This window comes from Desulfobotulus pelophilus, from assembly GCF_026155325.1.
GTDB classification, from domain to species: Bacteria; Desulfobacterota; Desulfobacteria; order Desulfobacterales; family ASO4-4; genus Desulfobotulus; species Desulfobotulus pelophilus.
In genome coordinates this window covers 80,419-101,059 of the sequence record NZ_JAPFPW010000009.1, presented here as the reverse complement: position 1 = coordinate 101,059, position 20,641 = coordinate 80,419, and the positions used below count along the sequence as shown (strand labels likewise).

Here is a 20,641-nt window from a genome sequence, read left to right as displayed (position 1 = left end):
TTGATACGGGCAGGCGCAGGGGCTGCTCTTGCAAAGGGTTTTACGGCCCTGTTTTGCCGAGGCTCCCTTTACAGATGCCTGCTGGCAAACGATCTGACCATGCAAGTTCCCATGCCCTAGGGCTCACAGGACTCAAAGTCGTGGTAATGAGATGGCTGAATAAGGACAAAATAACTTCCGTGCCATTATTGCAGGCTAAGTCTCATCGGTACACAAGATACCTGCCTGCCCTTCATAGCACAGCGAGTACCCGCTGTCACTGACCTCTGACGCTCTGAAAAAAGAACCCGCCGCGTACCTTTGAAAGGCACATCGGCGGGCATCTTTATCGCTTTTTTTTTAAAAAAAACGATCACTTATCAGTCTATGCGATAGTTAGGAGCTTCCTTGGTAATAATAACATCATGAACATGGCTTTCACGCAGACCTGCCGCTGTCATACGAATAAACCGCGCCTTCTCCCTGAGTTCTTCAATGTTATGGGATCCGACATACCCCATACCGGCCTTAAGGCCACCTACCAACTGGTAAATATTTTCTGCAACCGTTCCTCTGTAGGGGACCTTGCCCACAATTCCCTCGGGGACCAGCTTATCGTCATCTTCTTCATCACCCAGATAGTAGCGATCCTTGCTGCCCTTTTTCATGGCTTCCAGAGAACCCATGCCCCTGTACACTTTGTAGGTCCGACCCTGATACAGAATAGTTTCTCCAGGGCTTTCCTCGGTTCCGGCCAGAAGACCACCAAGCATGACACAATGGGCTCCCGCACCAATGGCTTTAATGAGATCACCGGAAAACTTGATACCCCCATCGGCAATGAGAGGCACACCGTGCTTATTGGCAGCTGCGCAGCAGTTCATGATGGCGGAAAGCTGGGGCACCCCCACACCGGCAACAATGCGTGTGGTACAGATAGAACCGGGACCAATACCCACCTTCACCGCATCCACACCCGCTTCAATCAGCGCTTCAGCACCCTTGCCCGTTGCCACATTTCCTGCGATCAGCTGGCACTTGGGAAAGGCAGCTTTAATGGTCCGGACAGCATCCATGACATTTTTGGAATGCCCATGGGAAGTATCAATGCAAAGGACATCCACACCAGCCTTGATCAGTGCTTCGGTGCGCTCCATCATATCCGCACCCACGCCTACAGCTGCTCCGACGCGAAGTCTGCCCATGGCATCTTTACAGGCATGGGGATATTTTTTTATTTTTTCAATATCCTTGATGGTGATCATACCCGTCAGGCGACCATCCTTATCCACCACCAGAAGCTTTTCAATGCGGTGCTGATGCAGCTTTTGCTTGGACTCCTCAAGGGTAATGCCTTCATGAACGGTTACAAGATTTTCTGTGGTCATTACCGAATTCACCAGTCGGGTCATATCCGTCTCAAAACGCAGATCCCGGTTGGTCACAATCCCTACAAGCTTATCTCCATCCACCACGGGAACACCGGAAATCCGGTAACGACTCATCAGCTTCAGCACATCCCCTATCTGGGCGCCCGGTGAAATCGTAACGGGATCTACAATCATCCCGCTTTCGGATTTTTTTACCTGATCCACTTCGCGAATCTGCTCGTCAATGGTCAGGTTGCGGTGGATAATCCCCATACCCCCTGTACGGGCCATACTGATGGCGGTAAGGGATTCTGTCACCGTATCCATGGCTGCGGAAATAACCGGCACATTAAGGGTAATTTCCCGGGTCAGTCGGGTGGAAACATCACAGTCACTGGGTACCACATCGGAATAATTAGGTAAAAGAAGTACATCATCAAAGGAAAAAGCTTCTTCAAGTGACGCAATTGCCATGGGGAATCCTCCGGAGTCAATGAGTCAAAACGTTTGTGGCGCAGGAACACGTCTGGGCACGGGTAATGACGAACGTATACGGATACAGGGGCGGCCGGTGGGCTAACTCCCAACCGGCCGTCAAGACAGGGAAACCGACCCAGATACAGAAGGTCGGTCCGAAAGTGGGCGTATACCTAACAAACAACGAAGGCTTGTGCAAGATGTAAAAAAACTCTCTGCTACGGAACAGGGCGCACTGTAAAAAAATATCATCAGCCTTTCCTTTTGACTGCCCGCATTACCAGAAAGCCAGAATCTATGATATAGAAAAAAACGTGCCTGCAAAAGTAAAAAACGTATGCTATTCCATTATCAATCTGTTGGCTGACAAAAGATCCATAACTGCCCCTTTTCTGTAATCAGGAGACCGCATACCATGTTCATGACCATTCACCCTGAAACACCCCATGCACGGCAGATACGTCAGGTTGTGGAGTGTCTGAAAGACGGCGGGGTAATCATTTATCCCACAGACACCCATTACGGCATGGGTTGTGATATTCAGAACAAAAAAGCCATTGAGCGTATTTACCAGATCCGGCAGAAAGACAAAAAGCAGCCCTTCAGTTTTATCTGCCCGGATTTGACGGATATCAGCCGCTATGCAAAAGTACACAATGCAGCATACCGCGTCCTGAAACGATTTCTGCCTGGCCCCTATACCTTCATTCTGGAAGGTACCCGCGAAGTACCCAAAATGATGCTGACAAAACGAAAAACCGCTGGAATACGTGTACCCGACTGCGCCATTGCTCTGGCTATTGTCCGGGAACTGGGAAATCCGGTCATATCAACAACGGCAGCCAGGGCCGGAGAAGAACTGGAAACGGATGCCAGCCTCCTCCATGAACTTTTCGGGGGACAGGTCGACATGGTAATCGGAGGTGGCAGTGTACCCGGTATCCCTTCCAGCGTGATTGACCTTTCGGGCGAGATACCGGAAGTGCTCCGGGAAGGCCTGGGCGATGTCAGTGAATTTCTCTGAACAAGCCAACGGCTGAATTTATATCCTCAACACGGCACCGTCTACATACCCGGCGTCCACAGGAAACCACCTTGCAATCCTGCCCTGCGCTCCATCGCTCCAACCAGGGACCGGGCGCCACCATCCACAAGATTCCAGAGCCATGAAGTTTCCCTCTCCGGATAAACAGCAACCCAGGCACCTGCGGGAATGCCAGCCCTTTCTGCAGCCCAGGAGAGGGCATCTTCAAAGTTTCCTATACGGTCCACCAGTCCCAGGCCCATAGCCTCATCACCGGCATAAATTCTTCCATCGGCAAGCCGGGCAACAACCTCTTCTTCCATGCTTCTGCCTTCAGCCACATCCCTGACAAACTGACCATGCAGGCGATCCACAAAAGCCTGCAGGATCTCCCGCTGTTCCGGTGTCAGATCCCTTACGGGCGAGGCCATATCTTTATTATCCCCACTTTTGATAACAACGGGTTCAAGACCAATCCTTTCCACCAGGTGCCGAAAATTGGTATAGCCCAGAATAACACCGATGCTACCCGTTACGGTCCCGGCATTGGCCATAATACCATCCGTAGCAGCAGCGGCATAGTAGCCACCGGAGGCAGCGACACTGCCCAGACTAGCGATCACAATTTTATCCTCACGGGCACGCTGGAGAGCCCTGAAAATTTCCTGTGATGGCCCCACACCTCCTCCTGGAGAATCCACTCTGATAACAATGGCCCGAATACTCGGATCCTCCCGAAAAGTTCTTAGATCTTCAAGGACCTGAGAACTTTCCATGATGGGGCCAACCAGCTCCACAACTCCAATCTTCTCCCCTTTGGCTTCGGATTTTGTTACTACGCTACCCAGACGTATCAGCATGCTGCTGCCCGTAATCATAGCAGTCATGATCAGAATAAAAAAAAGGTAGGGATGCCTGCGGGAGAACATAATGCTCTTTCCTCCGTATGTCAGAAACAGGATAAAAAAAGAGCGTTGTCATCGATCCGGGGAAACCCCAATCGTTCCTACGCTCTTTTAGCAAAACTGTAAAAAAACCCGGAACCATCACTTTCTGATGATTCCGGGCTTCCATCTGTTTTACTGGTCCTTGTACTTTGCCTCAAGACTTTCTTTGAGGCTTTCACCAAGGGACGAGGTCGGCTTGGCGTCTTCCATATTCTTGAGATAGTCGCTCATGATGGCTTCATCATCATCCATATCAAGGCGCTTAATGGAAAGACCAATACGGCGTTCTTCGGAATTGATGTTCATCACTTTAGCAGTGATAGACTCAGCAACCTTAAAGGCCTCTGAAGGGGTTTTCACTTTTTCCGTGCTGATTTCGGAAATATGAACAAGACCTTCTATTCCTTCCTCAAGCTCCACGAAAATACCAAAGTCCGTTATATTGGTAATGGACCCCTGTATTTCCGTTCCTACAGCGTAACGTTCCTCCACGCTTTTCCATGGATCGTCATGGGTCTGTTTGATCCCAAGGGAGAAACGCTCGTTTTCTTTATCAATATCCAGAACCACGGCCTGAACCGTATCCCCCTTCTTGTATACTTCAGAAGGATGTTTGATGCGTTTGGTCCAGGAAATATCAGAAATATGCACAAGACCATCGATGTCATCATCAATACCGATGAAAAGACCGAAATCCGTAATATTCTTAATTTTACCTTCAATAATGGTACCCACGGGGTACTTTTCACTGATTACTTCCCATGGGTTGGTCATCACCTGCTTCATACCCAGAGAGATACGACGGCTTTCGGGCTTGATGTCAAGAACCATGGCATCCACAACCTCTCCCACGGAAAGAACCTTGGAAGGATGGCGGATTTTACGAGTCCAGGACATTTCAGAAACATGAATCAGGCCCTCAATGCCTTCTTCCAGTTCCACAAAAGCGCCATAATCCGTAAGGCTAACAACCTTGCCCTGCACCCGTGTACTCACAGGATATTTTTCAGAAGCAATGGTCCAGGGATCCGGCGTAAGCTGCTTCATGCCCAACGACACACGCTCACGCTCCAGGTCGAAGGAAAGTACCTTGACCTTGATCTGATCACCTACGGAAAACAACTCAGAGGGATGCTTGACACGTCCCCAGGAAATATCGGTGATGTGGAGAAGTCCATCCACACCGCCCAGGTCGACAAACACACCGTACTCGGTAATGTTTTTGACCACACCGTCCATAACCTTGCCTTCTTCCAGAGCGGAAAGGGTTTTGGAACGGGCCTTTTCCCGGGCATTTTCCAGAATAACCCGACGGGAAAGGACGATATTGCTCCGTTTTCTGTTGAACTTAAGCACCTTGAACTCGAAGGATTTACCCACAAGCTCATCAAGGTTGCGCACAGGACGGAGGTCCGCCTGAGAGCCCGGCAGGAAGGCCTGAAGACCAATGTCGACGGAGAAACCACCTTTCACGCGGTTGGTGATAATGCCCTCCACCACGCCATCTTCGTCGTAAATCTTCTTGATTTCTTCCCAAACCTTGATTTTTTCGGCTTTTTCCTTGGAAAGCACAACGCGCTCTTCTTCTTCATCCCAGAGCTCAATCATGACTTCCACTTCATCGCCTACGGCAGCTTCTACCTCTCCCGCATCGTTCTTAAATTCGTGGGCAGGAATCATCCCTTCGGATTTATATCCCACATCCACCAGAACGTACTCGCGGTCTACGGAGATGATTTTGCCTTTCACCACCTCGCCTTCGGCGAACTTGCCGAAACTTTCCTCGTACTCGTTCAAAAGCTCTTCCATACTGGGAAGATCTTCTCCATCAAATCCGAGGTCGTCCATTTCTTCGTTGTCTTCGAAAGCGTCCATGTTGTTACGGTTTCCCATTAAAAGTTATCCCCCTAAGCGTTATTCATGCACTTCCCTGTTTTTCAGAGATGGCATATCCTTTCTTTTTTATCAGAAACAAAAAATGGATACAAGACAAAATATCTACTTCCGCTCCTGCCCGCTTTTCTCCCGTATGCAGTCCATCATCTGGACAAGCACCTCGTCTATGGTAAGGGCAGAGGCATCAATAATGGTGGCATCCTTGGATGCCACCAAAGGAGCAAGATCCCGCCCGGAATCCTGGGCATCCCGCCTCTGCATGTCCATCAAAACATCCTCCAGTTTTTGGGATGAATCGGGAGGAAGCTCTTCGTAGCGTCTCTCTGCTCTCACCCGGAGATCAGCGGTAAGAAAAAATTTCACATCCGCTTCGGGAAAAACGACAGATCCCATGTCCCTTCCCTCAAAAACCACGCCCTTCTCTGCCCCAAGCCTCCTTTGCACACCCAACAGCCAACTTCTCACCGCAGGCAATGCAGCAACAGCGGATGCAGCCATGGATATGGCAGGCGTTCTGATTTCTGCCGTGATATCCTGTTCACCGGCATAAAGCCTGAGGCAGCCGTCTCCACCCCGAACCAGGGAAAGATTCAGGCCTTCCAGAAACGTGTTCAGCTCCTGCTCATTGCCTCTGTCCACCCCTGCCCGAGAAGCACAAAGTGCCACTCCCCTGTACAGGGCTCCCGTGTCCACATAGCGGTATCCCATACGGTCCGCCAATTGGCGACTAATGGTAGTTTTCCCTGCACCCGCAGGTCCATCGATGGTAATCACCAGAGATTTCATATACAAAACAGACTTCCATAAGGTAATAAAATGGCCGTAATGACTGCTGACAAGAGATTCAGTCTTCTGGAATCTCACAAAGGACTTCCCTGAGGGCATCCATCAGCATACGATTCTCTTCCGGCAGACCTGCCGTAATCCGGATACAGCGTGGAAACCCATAGCCATGCATGGACCGCACAATAATCCCCTTTGCCAGCATGGCTTCAAACACCTTTTTCCCTTCTCTTTTTACATCTACCAGAAAAAAGTTCGCCTCACTCGGGTGGGTAATCAGCCCCATGGCTTCCAATTGTTCTGAAAGCCACCTTATTCCATCGGACACAAGCTTTCGGGTTTCCTGCAAAAACCCGTCATCTTCAAGAGCGGCAAGGGCCCCGGCCTGTGCCAGCAGATTAACATTAAATGGTTGACGAACCCTGTGCAGCCACAGTGCCACCTCTTTGGCCATCACTCCGTATCCAACCCGGATACCCGCAAGGCCATAAGCCTTGGAAAAAGTTCTCAGGACAACAAGGTTGGGATAGGTCGTCAGCAGGGAAACACCGGAATACCGGTCACCGTCATTCACAAACTCAATATAGGCTTCATCCAGAAGCACAAGAACCGATGAAGGAATGGCATCCAGAAAGGCCACCATCCGATCAAGGGGGATAAAACGGCCCGTGGGATTATTGGGATTGGTGACAAAAACCATACGGGTCTCATCTTCCACGGCAGCGACCATGCCATCCAGATCGAGATCCATCCCCTGAAGGGGAACGGGAACGGAAATACCTCCTACGGTCTTCACCAGAATATCGTACATAAGAAAAGCGGGATGGGGCATGACAGCCTTTTCCCCGGTCCGCATAAAGGCCCGTACGGCCATGGCAATCACGTCATCGGAACCATTCCCCAGCACAAGGCACTCCGGAGCAACCTGCATATGGGTTGCCAGGGCTTCCGTCAGATAATAAGCCGAACCGTCAGGATAGCGGTGCAGTTTTACCATGGCTTTCTGCATGGCCTGTACTGCCATGGGTGACGGCCCCAGAGGATTTTCATTGGAAGCCAGCTTCACAACCCTGGAAAGCCCAAGCTCGCGCTCCAGTTCCTCAATGGGTTTACCCGGAACATAGGGGGCAATGGCGCGGATAAAATCCGGTACAGCTATTTCCATGGCAGCATCCTTTACTCTCCAATTGCAGCGGAATCAAAAAAACAGCCGCCCCTATCCTGAGAAGAGGGCGACGACCCGGAAAAACTGCAACAGTCCTTAAAAGGAAGTTTCCTTTTTGTCAATGTATGCCATGGGATCCCTCCGTACTCCGGCGGCAGCATAGATGGCATCCAGAATTTTTCTGGATGCCTCATCCATGGCCGCCCGGTCTTCTATTGTGGGTTTGGCAATAATATCTACAGCTCCGAGAGCCATAGCTTCTTTAGCTATGGCATCTCCTTTACCCCGGGTCAGGGCGGAACACACAACCACAGGAAGAGGGTGCTGAGCCATAATCCTTTTCAAAAATTTCAGCCCGTCCATGCGGGGCATCTCCACATCCAGCAGAATAACATCCGGGACTTCTCTCCGGATTTTCTCTACGGCCCCATAGGGATCCGCTGCGGTCTCCACATGAAGAATCCCCGGATCACTTTCAAGAATAGTGCAAAACATCTTCCGGGAAAGGGCTGAATCGTCCACCACCAGCACACGAAGTCCCTTTCCGCTTCGCTCACTCATCATCTACCCCCATTGTACCGACTTCACCCTCCTGGCGGACACGGTGAACAGCACCCAGCTCCGAACGGGTGAACACCCTGGCAATATCCAGAAACAAAAGAACATTGTCCTCTACCACTGTCATCGCTTCAATAAATTGCAAAGGGACACAGGTGCCAATTTCCGGCGGGGGGCTCAGGGATGCCTCATCAAAGGCCATCACACTGTCCACCCCATCCACACGCACTCCCGCAAACAGCTCCCTGCCCTCAAAAGGAATAGCCACCACAATGACAGCCGTATCCGGTGTGACCGGAGTGGGTCCAAGGGAAAATTTCACATTCAGATCAACCACGGGAACAATTTTTCCCCTGAGATTCATTACTCCCTCCAGAAAATTCGGGGTTCTTGGGATGGGAGTCACCCGAATATCCTGCAGAACTTCCTGCACCACCTCAACAGGCAGGGCAAAAAGAGTTTTTTTCAGATGAAAAGTCAGACACTGTCTCTGCCCCTCATTCATGACGGGATCCTTTCGGAACAGAAGATATCTCATATTCATCCATCCCCCAATCCTCATCCAGATCCACCACGCGGTTCGACGAATCGGAAAATGAAGAGCCTCCCATTTCTCTCCCTTTTTTCTTCAAAGATCCCTTCGGTTTCTGCTGGTTTTCTCCTGAGGATATCTCCATTTCCCGAGCAATGGATCTTGGCTCCACAGACAATTCGCTCCCCCTGAAAAAAGCCATGGCCTTTTGCAGATAAAGTGATTGTGCTTCCATCTGCCCTGCCGATGCGGCCATCTCTTCGGCAACATGGGCATTCTGCTGAATAATTTCATCCAACTGAAGAATAGCCTGATTCACCTGACTGACGCCTTCGCTCTGCTCCTGGCTGGCAACAGCGATGGCCTGCACCAGAGAAGCCGTGCGCTCTATACTGGGAACAAGACGCTCCAGCATCACACCCGCCTCATCGGCCTGCACAACGCTGGCTGCCGCCAGGCTCCCAATTTCACCGGCGGCCTTCTGACTGCGTTCCGCCAGCTTGCGTACCTCCGCCGCAACTACGGCAAACCCACGACCGTGTTCCCCGGCCCTTGCTGCCTCTATGGCAGCGTTCAGTGCAAGAAGATTTGTCTGCCGGGCTATTTCCTCAATCACGCCAACCCTGCTGGCAATTTCACGCATATCCATAACGGTTTTACCAACGGATCCACCTGTTTTCCGGGCTTCCTGAGCAGCACTATCGGCTATGGCGCGGGTTTCTCGGGCATTTTCTGCATTCTGGCGGATAATGGAACTCATTTCTTCCATGGACGCGGAACTCTGTTCCGCTGAGGCGGCCTGCTCGGAAGCACCCTGAGCAACCAGCATGGCCGTTTCTTTCAACTCCCTGCTGGCCGTCCCCACCTGATCTGCAGTATGGTGCACTTTATCCACAACGGTCCGCAGATTTTCAACCATCTCCCGTAATGCAGCACCAATCACATCTCCCTGAGCCATGCCGTCAAAGGAAGGCCTCAGGTCTCCTTTTGAAACACAACTGGCCAGAGAAGCTGTGCGCCTCAACCCTGCAAGCATCTGATCCATGGCTATGGAAAGACGGCCCAGCTCATCTTTCTGCTGTAAGGCCACAGCCAGAGTATAGTCTCCTGCTTCAATTTTCCGGGCAGCTCTTGCCAGATAGACAAGGGGCTTCCGGATCACCCGGATCATGAGAACAGCCATGCCCACTCCCGCGCTAAGAGCGACAAGACCCAGAAGGCCAAAAAGCCAGCGTGTTTCCTTCGCCGATTCGGCCAGGGCTTCCACTCCTTCCATACGGGATCTGGATACAATTCTCAGCTCATGAAGGGTAGCAAGAATTTCTTCGAATACTGGCATAACAGCGGTATCAAAACGAGTCCGGGCTTCTGCAGCGGAACGATTTCTTCTGGTTACCTTCTGGATTACTTCGTTCATATGAAAATCCAGTTCCGATAAAGCCCCCATGGTTTCAATTTCATAAATCCCCATGGCCGTTTCCACACGCCCTTCGTTAATGGCATTTTCGATATGCCCTGCCGATGCATACAGCTTTTTCAAAGGACCCCGACATGCCCGCAATGGTCCCTCAATACCCAGCCCTTTTGGCCACAAATCCTCTTCCGTAAGAAAGCGGCCAAAAGCTGACATGCGGATATCCCTTGAAATTCTGAAAACAAAAGGCACGCCATCGGAAAACTCCCTGGCCCTCTGCAAAAGAGCAGAGTTTTCCTCAAAAAGATACACCCCTGTCCCTATGTACCATCCCCATGGTTCAAAATACCGTATATATCCAAGCTTAGGCAGGTAAACATCCCTGTCATAGTGGGGCCAGTCATAGAGCAGATAGGCTTCCTCCCGGTTTCCGACCCGGCTGTTGATAAGGCCGAAAAGACTTCGCAGGTACCTGTGCTCCTCCCCCAATTCTAAATCCACCAGTTCGGGGAAGTAAGGATGGGCCACCATCCGCGGCCGGGCATCATGAATCCAGAGGTAATCTTTACCTTCTTCCCCATAACGCATGGACATCAAAAGTTTCAGGGCCTTTTCCCTGCGGGCTTCATCACTGAGCCCGGGCTCTTCATAGCAGGCCTTCACAACGGATTCTGCCTGCAGGCCGACATTACGGAGCATATCCTGATAACGGAACAAGGATCCAACGCCCAGAGCAAGCTGTTCGGCCACCTGCTGGCCCCACACCTGATTCTGCTGCTTAAAAGACTGTAGCTCCTGCAGAAAATCGGCATGATCTGTCTGGTAACTCTGCAAAACATCAACCAGCTCACCATGAAGTTCATCATACTGCCTGTCCAGCCTCGAAAAAAGAGATGCCAAATCCGGAACATGGGTTTCCATCCACCGTCTTTCTTCACCTGCCAGCCACACGCCGAAGGGGGTCTGGTTCCGTTCAGCAGAAACCCGTACACGTTCCCCGCCCAGAAGATGGGCTCCCACCTTCCTCGCAGCCTGAAGAAGTTCCACTTCCTTAATGGCAAGAATGCTGTCCATACGGCTGCCGTCTATCAGCATATTGCCCCGGTGCACCATGCGGTCCACCCCCAGAAACCCCACAAGAATTACCGCCGCAAGAAACGTCAGAACAAGCCCGAAGGCCAGCCCGAGCTTGGTTGCAATACCGAAATCTTTCCAGTGCATGGCCATTCCCTTTCCCTTCTGCCCCGTTCCCGGCTAATTCCTGTTTTTCCGGTAAGCTCTGTCTCTTTCTTGAACCAGATCCGTACAGGCACAGCGCCACAGTCCCTGCACATCCAGAATAAAGGCGATTTCTCCGTCTCCCATCACCGTTGCACCACCAATGCCATCCTGCCTGTCATACCAGGCTCCCATGGACTTTATGACTACCTGCTGGGTACCGGCCAGGCTGTCCACAACAAGCCCGAAAAATCCCGTCTCCGAACGGACAACCACCACCTGCTGCTGCAGGTTTTCCATTGTATGCATTCGGAAAAAAGATCTCAGAACCACATAGGACAAAGCCTTACCCCGAAATCGAATCAGGTGCTCCGGTCTACGGCTATCTTCTTCATGAAAAAAATCCATACAGGTTTCCACCTGTGTAATAGGAAGGGCGAAAAGCCCCTGCCCCACACGCACCATCAGACATTCGACAATGGCAAGGGTGAGAGGGAGGGACATCCGAATTCGCGTACCCTGACCCGCCCGGCTCTCAAGAGTGATGCGCCCGGCAAGGGACTCTATCTGACGCCGCACCACATCCATTCCCACACCCCGGCCGGACACCTTACCCACAACACCAGAGGTGGACAGGCCCGGATGAAAAATCAGGGAATCAATTTCCGCCGGTCCCAGTTCAGCCCCCGCATCCACAAGCCCCCTCTCCCTTGCACGGGCCAGTACGGCTTCCCTGTCAATTCCCCTGCCATCATCGGCTATGCATATTTCCACCCGACCTTCCAGAGCAGCCGCAGAGAGCCGTAATAACCCTGCCGCAGACTTTCCCTGTTTCAGCCTTTCTCCGGGATGCTCAATACCATGGTCAAGGGAATTTCGCACCAGATGCACGAGAGGCTCCCCAAGACCATCAATCAATGCTTTATCCAGCTCCGTTTCTCCACCCTCTACCTCAAAAATCACTTCCTTTTCCAATTCTGCGCAAAGATCCCGTACAAGCCTGCGAAAACGGGAAAAAATACCCGCAATGGGAGTCATTCTCAGGTTAAGAACACAGTCCTTGAGGCTCAGGGAAATACGGTCCAGGCCCTCCAGACACTCATCCAGAACCGGCACCTTCAGCACCTTACCCAGCTCATTCAGCCGGGCCTGTTGCATGACCAGCTCACCGACAAGATTCATCAGACTGTCCAGGCGTGGAGCGGCAATGCGTATATCTTCGCTCTCTCCATGGGGTGCATCACCCGGCCTTGCAGAGGATGCGGCTCTGGCCACCGCAGGCACAGGAATGTCTTTTTCCTTCGGCTCTGCCTCCGAAAGATTCTGAATTACAAGCTCACTGTCTTCAGCAACAAATAAAAACACATCTTCGATATCCGCATCGGAAACCGCTGTTTTTAGCGTCATATTGAAAGCAATATAAGACTGTTCCGGATCAAAATCCCAGAAATCAGGGAGCTCTTTCCGGTCAATGCTCACCGTAAGATCACCCATTGCCCGCAATTCATCCAGAACCATGGCTGGATCCATTCCAGAAAGAAAAATTTTGGAAAAGGGTTTAAATCGTATGGAAATCAGCCTCGTCTCACAAGGGAGCTTTTCCTCCTCTTTATCTTCCAAAGCCACAACAGCTGCGGTCATTTTGGCCAGCAGATCCCCGTCATCCTCTTCCGTAATCTCTGTTGATTCTGCAAGAAGACGTAAACGATCTGCCACCTCTAATACCAGTGAAATCAGGGTACGATCGGGGGGACTATCCAGTTCCCGGACTTTCTCGATCAGACTTTCCAGCTCATGGGCAAGGCTGGCAAGGCGGGTAAGCCCAAACATGGCTCCCGAACCCTTCAGGGTATGCACCGCCCTGAAAAGGCGGTGGATACCATCTGAGTCGGCGGATCCGGACTCCAGATCCAGAACCGCGGATTCTATCTCACGGAACAGATCTGCCGCTTCACCTTGAAAGACTTCGGCAAGTTCCTGTTCCAGAGATCCATCCTTATCGTTCATATCAGACTCCGGGAGAGCCGATGAATCGGCGGATCAGACGCTGAAGGGCATCGGGTTTGAAGGGCTTTTCTATCCAGGCGGAAGCACCAGCCTCACGGGCTTCCCGTCTTTTTTCAGGTTCCTGAGGGCTGGTAAAAAGGACAACAGGAACAAAACGGCTGTTTCCCTGTGCACGAATTTCCCGAATCAGCTCCAGACCATCCATGCGGGGCATATGAAAATCCGTAAGTACCAAATCAGGATGGAGACCCGACACCAGCTTTTCAAGGGCTTCTTTACCATCGCAGGCTTCATCCACAAGATAACCGGCCTTTGTAAGGGAAAAACGCACCAGCATCCGAATGCTGGGAGCGTCATCGACCACAAGAACCCTTTTATCCATTCCAGTAGAATCCCGTCAGATCTGTAGGATATCGGAAAAATCCATGCCAGCCCTGCGTCCTGCCTCCGTCACCGCAGCCCCTGGAATGATCGAAAAAAATATATTCTGTTTTTTGCAGGCCTGCGCAAGGGAAAGGACCAGTTGCAAAAAGGCCGTATCGCATCGGACTATTTCACTGCAATCCAGTGTAATCCCCGTCTTTTTATCCATGAGATCAATCATCTCGGACCGCAGCCTCTTTACATCATAGATTGTTGCATGACCGGTCAGTTGATGAACCACGGATGGATTCATGGCTTCTCCTACACACCTCGACAGGCTTCGCTGCCCCCTTCGGTGAGATGACAGTGATAACGGATGGCATTGCGCACTTCCGTACGCAGCTCTTCATCATCCCAGGGCTTTTTCAAAAAAACGTTCACCGTCCAGGAATTCAATCCCCCCACCACCACGTCCACATCCGAGTAGGCTGTCAGCATGATACGAACGGTTGCCGGTGAGATTTTTCTTATTTCCTCAAGCAATTCCAGCCCGGTCATCCGGGGCATGCGCTGATCCACCACCACAACGGCAGGACGCAGATCAGGTACAAGCTCAAGGGCTTCAAGGGGGCTGTCAAACGTATGAAGGGTATAGCCCTCGTTACGGAAAAGCCTGCGAAGACTCTGGAGAATACGGGGCTCATCATCCACAAAAAACACACAAGGAGTCATGGGGGGCACCTGACAGCATCATAATGAGGAAGGGTAGTTCCCGGCTCGTCCGGGCTGGGTTTGCAAGTTACCCTGTTTTGTAGCACAATCAGCTAGCAAGGCAAAGACATAATCCTTATCCACCCCTTTCGATCCGGAGAGCACATGACAGGCACGGGACTTGATAATATTCTGAAAAATCCTCCTGCTTTTTTATCGGGCAGGAAGCTGGGGCTTCTGGCCAATCCTGCATCCACGGGGCCGGACTGCATCCACACAAGAGACCATATCCAAAAACGATTTCCCGGGCAGCTAACAGCCCTTTTTTCTCCTCAGCACGGTTTTTTTGCGGAAAAGCAGGATAACATGATTGAGTCGGCCCACATGGAAGATCCCATTCTGGGCATACCCGTTTTCAGTCTTTACGGAGAGACCCGAATCCCCACACCCGAAATGCTCGGCCATATCGACATATTGCTTGTGGATATTCAGGACGTGGGAACACGGGTATACACCTTTATCCATACCCTTGCCCTGTGCATGGAAGCTACCCGGAAAGCGGGCATTCCCATCGTGGTGCTGGACAGGCCCAACCCCATCGGCGGCATAAAGGCAGAGGGGCCCCTGCTGGAACCGGAACAGGCTTCCTTCGTGGGACTCTATCCCATACCCATGCGCCATGGCCTCACCATCGGTGAATACGCCCTCATGATCAATACGGTCCATCAGATTCATGCCGATCTTGCCGTGATTCCCATGACAGGATGGCGGCGGGACATGGGTTTCAGGGAAACGGGACTCCCCTGGATACTACCCTCCCCCAATATGCCTTCTCCGGAGACCGCCCTTGTTTACCCCGGACAGGTCCTCTGGGAAGGGACCAATCTCTCGGAAGGGCGCGGTACAACCAAACCCTTTGAATTCTTTGGCGCTCCATGGCTGAATACCCATGCCATCCTCCGCAGGCTTCCCGAGGACGCACTTGCCGGATCCATACTGCGCCCCCTTGTCTTTGAGCCAACTTCAGGAAAATATGCAGGCGAACCCTGCCACGGGTTTCAGATTCATATCAACGAACCCGCAAGCTATTCCCCCTGTTACCAGAGCCTCTGTCTGCTGCAGGCGGTGATGGAACAGCACCCATCATCCTTTGCCTTGAAAGAGCCTCCCTATGAATACGAATATGAAAAACTTCCAATGGACATGATCCTTGGCAGCAGCAAGATACGGGAGTCTCTTCAAAACGGTGTCAGTGCGAACGAACTCCGGCAGACATGGCAAAAAGATCTTGCAGATTATCGCAGCCGGACAAAGGACTTTCTCCTTTATGGTCCCAAAGATACCTGGTCGGCCTGATCATCCTGAGGCAGGCTGCCGTACAGCCTGCCTTTTTTTTACCGACTGTCGCCGTAAGGCCCCTGGCTTTAGCCATGGGAAGGTTCCGAAGGACCCAGCCCTGCTTTTTGCCCCACCCAGGCTACCTGCCGCCCGTATTTTTTCCTGCGGATCAATACCCATGATCTTTTCCAGATCATTACATTTTTTTTAAACCCGTGCTTCCTTTCTGCCGATGATAGCATCAGACGCCCGAAAAGACAGACGGGGAAGATCCCCAGCGGCGTTTATGAAAGGGGGTACTATGATGCTGGAAGCCTTCAAACAACACAAAACCATACGCCACATGACCATAGGAGAAGAAGGATACGGACAGGCAGGCGCTATTTTCAGGGATGAACAGGACCGTATCTGGCTGCACCTGAATGGCAAGATTTCCAAACGATACGCAGGAAACCTTACGCCCCTTATCCGGAAAACGGGAGATCACCCCACCGCCTATGACGTGGATACAAGCGATATCTTCACACCCTTTGCAGCCAGATCCCATAACCTGGAACGGCATTCTGATTTTATCTGCCTGGATGAAGAACTCTTTGTTCAGAAAAAAACCAGTACAAGTTATGCCACCCACACTGTCAGCAGGAACCCGGTCCCATATGGAGACATTCTTGCACCTCTTTTTGAAATTTTCATGGAACCGACCATACTCAACGAAGTTCTCATACGCACCAGCATACCCGAGGTCCTCCGCAACGAACCCCCGCTGAGCAGCGGTGTCATTCTTTACGGGGAAGGCGGAACAGGCAAAACCGCCCTGCAGAAAGCCATTGCGGATGTTTACCAGAAGGCCGGTGCCCACTCAGCGGAACTCAATGTGGCTGCCTTGAGCGAAAAGTACATAGGTTCCCTTGCGCACAACCTGGATGCCGCCATTGCCGCCATTGTAGAAACCAGTAGCAAAGATGGTAAACCTGCTTTTGTTTTTCTGGACGAGGCGACATCACTCGTCATGAATACGGCCAGTCACAACAGCTCCGGAGCGGACTACTATCAGGAAGCTGTGGATGTACTGAAAAAATATATCGCCAACTATCCGGATCTTGTTTTCAGCATTACCACCAATGCGGATCCCGAAACCTTTGATGACACCCTCATTCGGGACGGCAGGCTGGCTCCGGTTCGTATACCGGTTCCGGGGCGCCATGAAAAAGCGGGCATGTGGCAGTTTTTTATCAAAAAATACAACATCCTTGATGACATTTCCATGGAAAATGCCCTTCAGCTTGCCGATCGCATTCCCATGGAAAAAGGGGCATTCATCAGCCGTTTCTGCAAAGATTACCTTGCCAGAAAAAAACTTGCCATGGAAACGGCCCGGGCTGAAACGGGTTCTCTTCTTGACTCCCTTGCGGCCGGCCACTTTGTCAGCCTTGACAGCGTAAAAAAACAAATCACCCTGCAGACCATCATGGATGACATAGGTCAATCCCTGGAAAACCGGCCTGGAAAACCAGCCAGACCAGTTATGGGCTTTGTGAAAAAAACCGCTGCCTGAAAATACACCGCATACCCTGAAAGCCTGCTACCTCCCTGGGAGAGCGGGCTTTTTCTGTTAACAGCCCATGGTTTCAGCCTTTGTAGCCCTGGTCTGGAATATGGGCATCCCCCCTTGCGGCTGCCTGGGCAAGGGCATCACAGCGTTCATTTTCCTCATGACCGCTATGGCCTTTCACCCATTGAAACTGTACCTTTCTGCCATCCAGCAAAGAAAGCAGCCTGGCCCACAGATCCGGATTCAAGGCCGGGCTGCCATCAGACTTCTTCCATCCTCTGGCACGCCAGCCCTTTGCCCAGCCTTTTTCAATTCCATGGACCAGATACCGCGAGTCCGATGTTACCAGCACGGCTACTTCCTCATCCCGTACAGCCTCCAGTCCCACAATGGCCCCGAGAAGCTCCATACGATTATTCGTAGTTAGTAAAAACCCCTGACTGTATTCCTCTCTGCTTCCATCCTTTCGTATCACAACAGTACCATACCCCCCGGGTCCGGGGTTACCGATGGCACCTCCATCGCTATAAACACGCACAGGCCATGCATCGAAATCCACCGTCATGTCCCCTCCTCCATGAAAATTACGGACACTTCCTGAGGCGGAAGATTTCTTCAGGGGTTCTGCCTTGCCATTCATAAACAACCTGGCATCCTCTATGCTTTCAAAACCTTTGTAGCGGGCTCCAGGAAAACCCATCACCTGCTCCTGGGCTCCGCCTGAACCCGACCACTCCGTATACACTCCGGGCTTTCTGCCCCGTAAAACCGCATAGTATTTTTTTCTGGAAGCCAAACCATTTCCTTTCTGAACGAAAACGACAGAGTCATAAAAACTAAATGTTTCAATATAAACTACAATATGATATTTTTCTTCTTACCTGCCAACAGAATCCCACCCACCCATCCCGCCTACAATTGATAGGCGGCCAGAAGGCCGCCGCCTGCCATTTCCGGACAAAAAGTCTGCCATCAGGCCTTCCTCAAAAACAGCCATGGACAGCCTGCCGCTCCTGCCCCCATCAGACACGGGGTGTCAGTTTTACCCTCCAGCCTTGGCATCTCATGAAAAATACCAGTAGAATGCAAAGGCGGCTTTTCTTGACACCCGGGCAGATTTTCCCCTATACCATACATCAACACTTAGGGGTGTAGCTTCCTTTACATTTTCCAAGGATCCAAAATTCCATGAATCAGGAAATCACACCAGAGACATCCGGTATTCTGCATACTTTCGGGGCCATTGTGCTGGAACGAATCCAGCTCGCAGGCCATTTTACCCTCTTTTTTTGTGCAGGGTTCGTCCACATTTTTTCATGGCCCATTCAGATAAAAAAAATTCTGCAGCAGGTTTACTTCATCGGTGTTAAATCCATTCTCGTTATTTTTCTCACAGCTTTGTTCACTGGCATGGTTCTCGGACTTCAGGGTTACTACACCCTCATTAAATTTGGTTCCGAAGGGTATCTGGGTTCAGCTGTCGCCCTCACTCTCATACGGGAACTGGGTCCTGTTCTGACCGCCATCATGGTAACGGCCCGGGCCGGATCCGCCATGACAGCAGAAATTGGCATCCTTCGTATTTCGGAACAGATTGATGCTTTAAAAACCATGAATATTCAGCCTGTACGTTTTTTATTCAGCCCCAGGCTTGCGGCAGCACTCATCAGCATCCCCCTGCTGACATCCATCTTCAATGTGGTGGGAATTATCGGTGGCTATCTAACAGGATCCAAGCTGCTGGGAATCAATCCCGGCATTTACTTTGCCCGTGTGGAATCCAGCATTCTTCTTCAGGATGTAACTGGAGGCATTGTAAAATCCATTGTTTTTGCCATAGTGGTGGCAACGGTCTGCTGTTATCAGGGGTACTTTACCCATCGCCGTAAAAACGCATTCGGATCGAAAAGCGTTGGGCTTTCCACCACATCTGCCGTTGTCCAAAGTTCGGTGCTGATTCTTATTACCGATTACATCCTCACCTCCTTTCTTTTGTGAGACACTATGGAAACGCCCCTGATCCAACTTGATAATGTCCATAAATACTTCGGCCGTAATCCAGTTCTCTGCGGTATTTCTCTTACCATAACAGAGGGCAGGACCACGGCCATCATCGGTAAAAGCGGGGAAGGTAAAAGCGTTCTGCTCAAACACATTATCGGCCTGCTGGAACCTGACCGGGGAGAAATCCTTTACCGGGGCCAGCCCATACTGAAAATGAACCGCAAGGAAACGCGGGATTTCCGCAGCCGTATGAGCTATATGTTTCAGGGCTGTGCACTGTTTGATTCCATGACTGTCTTTGAGAACATCGCCCTTCCCCTGCAAGAAGGCACCCGTCTTTCTACCGCGGCAATTTCTAAAAAAGTTCATACACGCCTTGAGCAGCTTGATCTCGGAAATGTCGGCAAACTGTACCCCTCCCAGATTTCAGGTGGAATGATGAAACGGGTGGCCATGGCCAGGGCACTGGTCACCGATCCAGAACTGGTACTTTTTGATGAACCAACCACAGGGCTGGATCCTATCCGGAAAAATGCTGTTCATGCCATGATTTCCCATTATCAGAAAACGCTGGGATTCACCGCTCTTGTGGTCAGCCATGAAATCCCCGATATTTTTCACATTGCACAGGAGATTGTAATGATTGACGGAGGAAAGGTGGTTTTTTCCGGTTCATCCCAAACCATTGAAGCCTGCTCCACCCCCGTGGTCAGCCAGTTCATCCGCGGCGAAGTTCATTCAACCTTTATCGACTGAAATCAATTCAGGACTGCCAACGTTTTCCGTCAGGCTGCCACCTGATATCAGCCTGATGCCCTGGACCCCAACGGAGTCTTTTATGAAAAAAATCACCATTGAAACCACCATCGGCCTTTTTGTCATAGCAGGGATTCTCTGCACAGCCTACCTAACCGTCAGGCTAGGCAAAATGGAGCTGATCGGCAGTAATTATTACACCATAGAAGCCCGTTTTGCTTCCGTTGCCGGTCTGACCAACGGAGCCAGAGTGGAGATCGCTGGTGTACAGGTTGGCAGCGTCAGCCGGATTTTACTGGATCCAGACCGGCTCGTGGCCGTACTGCACCTGAAAATTCAAAAAAACATCCCCGTTTCAGAAGACACCATAGCATCCGTAAAAACCTCCGGCCTCATCGGTGACAAATACATACGTCTGTCTCCTGGCGGATCCGATATTCTCCTGAGCGAAGGCGACACCCTCTTTGAAACCGAATCCCCCCTTGATATTGAAGACATGATTGCAAAATACGTATTCGGTGGAATTTAGTTTACAATAAAAGGAGAC

General features: G+C 51.2%; 19 protein-coding genes. 6 read left to right on the top strand and 13 right to left on the bottom strand.

From position 1 onward, the window contains the following. Positions 1–359 precede the first annotated feature (359 nt). On the bottom strand, positions 360–1,823 hold the full coding sequence (gene guaB, locus OOT00_RS09225) for an IMP dehydrogenase (protein ID WP_265425088.1): 1,464 nt from the start codon (positions 1,821–1,823) through the stop codon (positions 360–362). Positions 1,824–2,241: 418 nt separating this feature from the next. Between guaB and OOT00_RS09220 the strand changes: the two genes are divergently transcribed. Continuing rightward, complete coding sequence (locus tag OOT00_RS09220) at positions 2,242–2,850, top strand: L-threonylcarbamoyladenylate synthase (RefSeq protein WP_265425087.1); 609 nt, start codon at positions 2,242–2,244, stop codon at positions 2,848–2,850. 41 nt (positions 2,851–2,891) lie between these two features. Here the strand turns inward: OOT00_RS09220 and sppA are convergent, their stop codons facing one another. From sppA to OOT00_RS09165, 11 genes are all read right to left on the bottom strand, one after another. Then, positions 2,892–3,779, bottom strand: coding sequence for a signal peptide peptidase SppA (gene sppA / locus OOT00_RS09215; protein ID WP_265425086.1), 888 nt, complete (start codon positions 3,777–3,779; stop codon positions 2,892–2,894). Positions 3,780–3,929: 150 nt separating this feature from the next. After that, the gene (locus OOT00_RS09210; protein WP_265425139.1) at positions 3,930–5,645 is read right to left on the bottom strand and encodes a 30S ribosomal protein S1; all 1,716 of its coding nucleotides are present in this window, start codon (positions 5,643–5,645) and stop codon (positions 3,930–3,932) included. Positions 5,646–5,795: 150 nt separating this feature from the next. After that, positions 5,796–6,479, bottom strand: coding sequence for a (d)CMP kinase (cmk, locus tag OOT00_RS09205; protein ID WP_265425085.1), 684 nt, complete (start codon positions 6,477–6,479; stop codon positions 5,796–5,798). A 58-nt stretch (positions 6,480–6,537) separates the two neighbouring features. After that, on the bottom strand, positions 6,538–7,641 hold the full coding sequence (hisC, locus tag OOT00_RS09200) for a histidinol-phosphate transaminase (RefSeq protein ID WP_265425084.1): 1,104 nt from the start codon (positions 7,639–7,641) through the stop codon (positions 6,538–6,540). A gap of 96 nt (positions 7,642–7,737) precedes the next feature. After that, positions 7,738–8,205, bottom strand: a complete 468-nt coding sequence (locus OOT00_RS09195; protein WP_265425083.1) for a response regulator — start codon at positions 8,203–8,205, stop codon at positions 7,738–7,740. Then, the gene (locus OOT00_RS09190) at positions 8,195–8,704 is read right to left on the bottom strand and encodes a chemotaxis protein CheW (RefSeq protein ID WP_265425082.1); all 510 of its coding nucleotides are present in this window, start codon (positions 8,702–8,704) and stop codon (positions 8,195–8,197) included. Before OOT00_RS09190 ends, OOT00_RS09195 begins: the two co-directional genes overlap by 11 nt. Then, the gene (locus OOT00_RS09185) at positions 8,697–11,366 is read right to left on the bottom strand and encodes a methyl-accepting chemotaxis protein (RefSeq protein ID WP_265425081.1); all 2,670 of its coding nucleotides are present in this window, start codon (positions 11,364–11,366) and stop codon (positions 8,697–8,699) included. Before OOT00_RS09185 ends, OOT00_RS09190 begins: the two co-directional genes overlap by 8 nt. A 33-nt stretch (positions 11,367–11,399) precedes the next feature. After that, positions 11,400–13,370 carry a chemotaxis protein CheA gene (locus OOT00_RS09180; RefSeq protein ID WP_265425080.1) on the bottom strand — a complete coding sequence of 657 codons (1,971 nt, stop codon included), beginning with the start codon at positions 13,368–13,370 and terminating at the stop codon, positions 11,400–11,402. A 1-nt stretch (position 13,371) separates the two neighbouring features. Beyond that, positions 13,372–13,752 (bottom strand): response regulator, encoded by a 381-nt coding sequence (locus OOT00_RS09175; RefSeq protein ID WP_265425079.1) that lies wholly within the window; start codon positions 13,750–13,752, stop codon positions 13,372–13,374. 15 nt (positions 13,753–13,767) lie between these two features. Beyond that, entirely contained in the window at positions 13,768–14,046 is a 279-nt protein-coding gene (locus OOT00_RS09170) for an STAS domain-containing protein (protein ID WP_265425078.1), read from the bottom strand. A gap of 8 nt (positions 14,047–14,054) precedes the next feature. Next, positions 14,055–14,465 carry a response regulator gene (locus OOT00_RS09165; RefSeq protein ID WP_265425077.1) on the bottom strand — a complete coding sequence of 137 codons (411 nt, stop codon included), beginning with the start codon at positions 14,463–14,465 and terminating at the stop codon, positions 14,055–14,057. 144 nt (positions 14,466–14,609) lie between these two features. Here OOT00_RS09165 and OOT00_RS09160 point away from each other — a divergent pair, with 144 nt between their 5' ends. Continuing rightward, positions 14,610–15,800 carry an exo-beta-N-acetylmuramidase NamZ family protein gene (locus OOT00_RS09160; RefSeq protein ID WP_265425076.1) on the top strand — a complete coding sequence of 397 codons (1,191 nt, stop codon included), beginning with the start codon at positions 14,610–14,612 and terminating at the stop codon, positions 15,798–15,800. Positions 15,801–16,083: 283 nt separating this feature from the next. Continuing rightward, positions 16,084–17,337: an AAA family ATPase gene (locus OOT00_RS09155; RefSeq protein WP_265425075.1), complete on the top strand. Its 1,254-nt coding sequence runs from the start codon at positions 16,084–16,086 to the stop codon at positions 17,335–17,337. A gap of 73 nt (positions 17,338–17,410) precedes the next feature. On the opposite strand, the gene rnhA is transcribed toward OOT00_RS09155, so the two are convergent. Then, entirely contained in the window at positions 17,411–18,130 is a 720-nt protein-coding gene (gene rnhA, locus OOT00_RS09150; protein ID WP_265425074.1) for a ribonuclease HI, read from the bottom strand. 392 nt (positions 18,131–18,522) lie between these two features. Between rnhA and OOT00_RS09145 the strand changes: the two genes are divergently transcribed. The 3 genes from OOT00_RS09145 (at position 18,523) to mlaD (ending at position 20,623) form a co-directional block, all read left to right on the top strand. Continuing rightward, positions 18,523–19,332, top strand: a complete 810-nt coding sequence (locus tag OOT00_RS09145) for an MlaE family ABC transporter permease (RefSeq protein WP_265425073.1) — start codon at positions 18,523–18,525, stop codon at positions 19,330–19,332. Positions 19,333–19,338: 6 nt separating this feature from the next. Then, a complete protein-coding gene (locus tag OOT00_RS09140; protein WP_265425072.1) occupies positions 19,339–20,094 on the top strand; it encodes an ABC transporter ATP-binding protein in 756 nt (251 codons plus the stop codon). Positions 20,095–20,176: 82 nt separating this feature from the next. Continuing rightward, positions 20,177–20,623, top strand: a complete 447-nt coding sequence (mlaD, locus tag OOT00_RS09135) for an outer membrane lipid asymmetry maintenance protein MlaD (protein WP_265425071.1) — start codon at positions 20,177–20,179, stop codon at positions 20,621–20,623. Positions 20,624–20,641: the final 18 nt, after the last annotated feature.

Bases quoted from the DNA above. Each gene is read 5' to 3' on its own strand.
- guaB (WP_265425088.1), bottom strand. From the start codon at position 1,823: ATGGCAATTGCGTCACTTGAAGAAGCTTTTTCCTTTGATGATGTACTT.
- OOT00_RS09220 (WP_265425087.1), top strand. From the start codon at position 2,242: ATGTTCATGACCATTCACCCTGAAACACCCCATGCACGGCAGATACGT.
- sppA (WP_265425086.1), bottom strand. From the start codon at position 3,779: ATGTTCTCCCGCAGGCATCCCTACCTTTTTTTTATTCTGATCATGACT.
- OOT00_RS09210 (WP_265425139.1), bottom strand. From the start codon at position 5,645: ATGGACGACCTCGGATTTGATGGAGAAGATCTTCCCAGTATGGAAGAG.
- cmk (WP_265425085.1), bottom strand. From the start codon at position 6,479: ATGAAATCTCTGGTGATTACCATCGATGGACCTGCGGGTGCAGGGAAA.
- hisC (WP_265425084.1), bottom strand. From the start codon at position 7,641: ATGGAAATAGCTGTACCGGATTTTATCCGCGCCATTGCCCCCTATGTT.
- OOT00_RS09195 (WP_265425083.1), bottom strand. From the start codon at position 8,205: ATGATGAGTGAGCGAAGCGGAAAGGGACTTCGTGTGCTGGTGGTGGAC.
- OOT00_RS09190 (WP_265425082.1), bottom strand. From the start codon at position 8,704: ATGAATGAGGGGCAGAGACAGTGTCTGACTTTTCATCTGAAAAAAACT.
- OOT00_RS09185 (WP_265425081.1), bottom strand. From the start codon at position 11,366: ATGCACTGGAAAGATTTCGGTATTGCAACCAAGCTCGGGCTGGCCTTC.
- OOT00_RS09180 (WP_265425080.1), bottom strand. From the start codon at position 13,370: ATGAACGATAAGGATGGATCTCTGGAACAGGAACTTGCCGAAGTCTTT.
- OOT00_RS09175 (WP_265425079.1), bottom strand. From the start codon at position 13,752: ATGGATAAAAGGGTTCTTGTGGTCGATGACGCTCCCAGCATTCGGATG.
- OOT00_RS09170 (WP_265425078.1), bottom strand. From the start codon at position 14,046: ATGAATCCATCCGTGGTTCATCAACTGACCGGTCATGCAACAATCTAT.
- OOT00_RS09165 (WP_265425077.1), bottom strand. From the start codon at position 14,465: ATGACTCCTTGTGTGTTTTTTGTGGATGATGAGCCCCGTATTCTCCAG.
- OOT00_RS09160 (WP_265425076.1), top strand. From the start codon at position 14,610: ATGACAGGCACGGGACTTGATAATATTCTGAAAAATCCTCCTGCTTTT.
- OOT00_RS09155 (WP_265425075.1), top strand. From the start codon at position 16,084: ATGATGCTGGAAGCCTTCAAACAACACAAAACCATACGCCACATGACC.
- OOT00_RS09145 (WP_265425073.1), top strand. From the start codon at position 18,523: ATGAATCAGGAAATCACACCAGAGACATCCGGTATTCTGCATACTTTC.
- OOT00_RS09140 (WP_265425072.1), top strand. From the start codon at position 19,339: ATGGAAACGCCCCTGATCCAACTTGATAATGTCCATAAATACTTCGGC.
- mlaD (WP_265425071.1), top strand. From the start codon at position 20,177: ATGAAAAAAATCACCATTGAAACCACCATCGGCCTTTTTGTCATAGCA.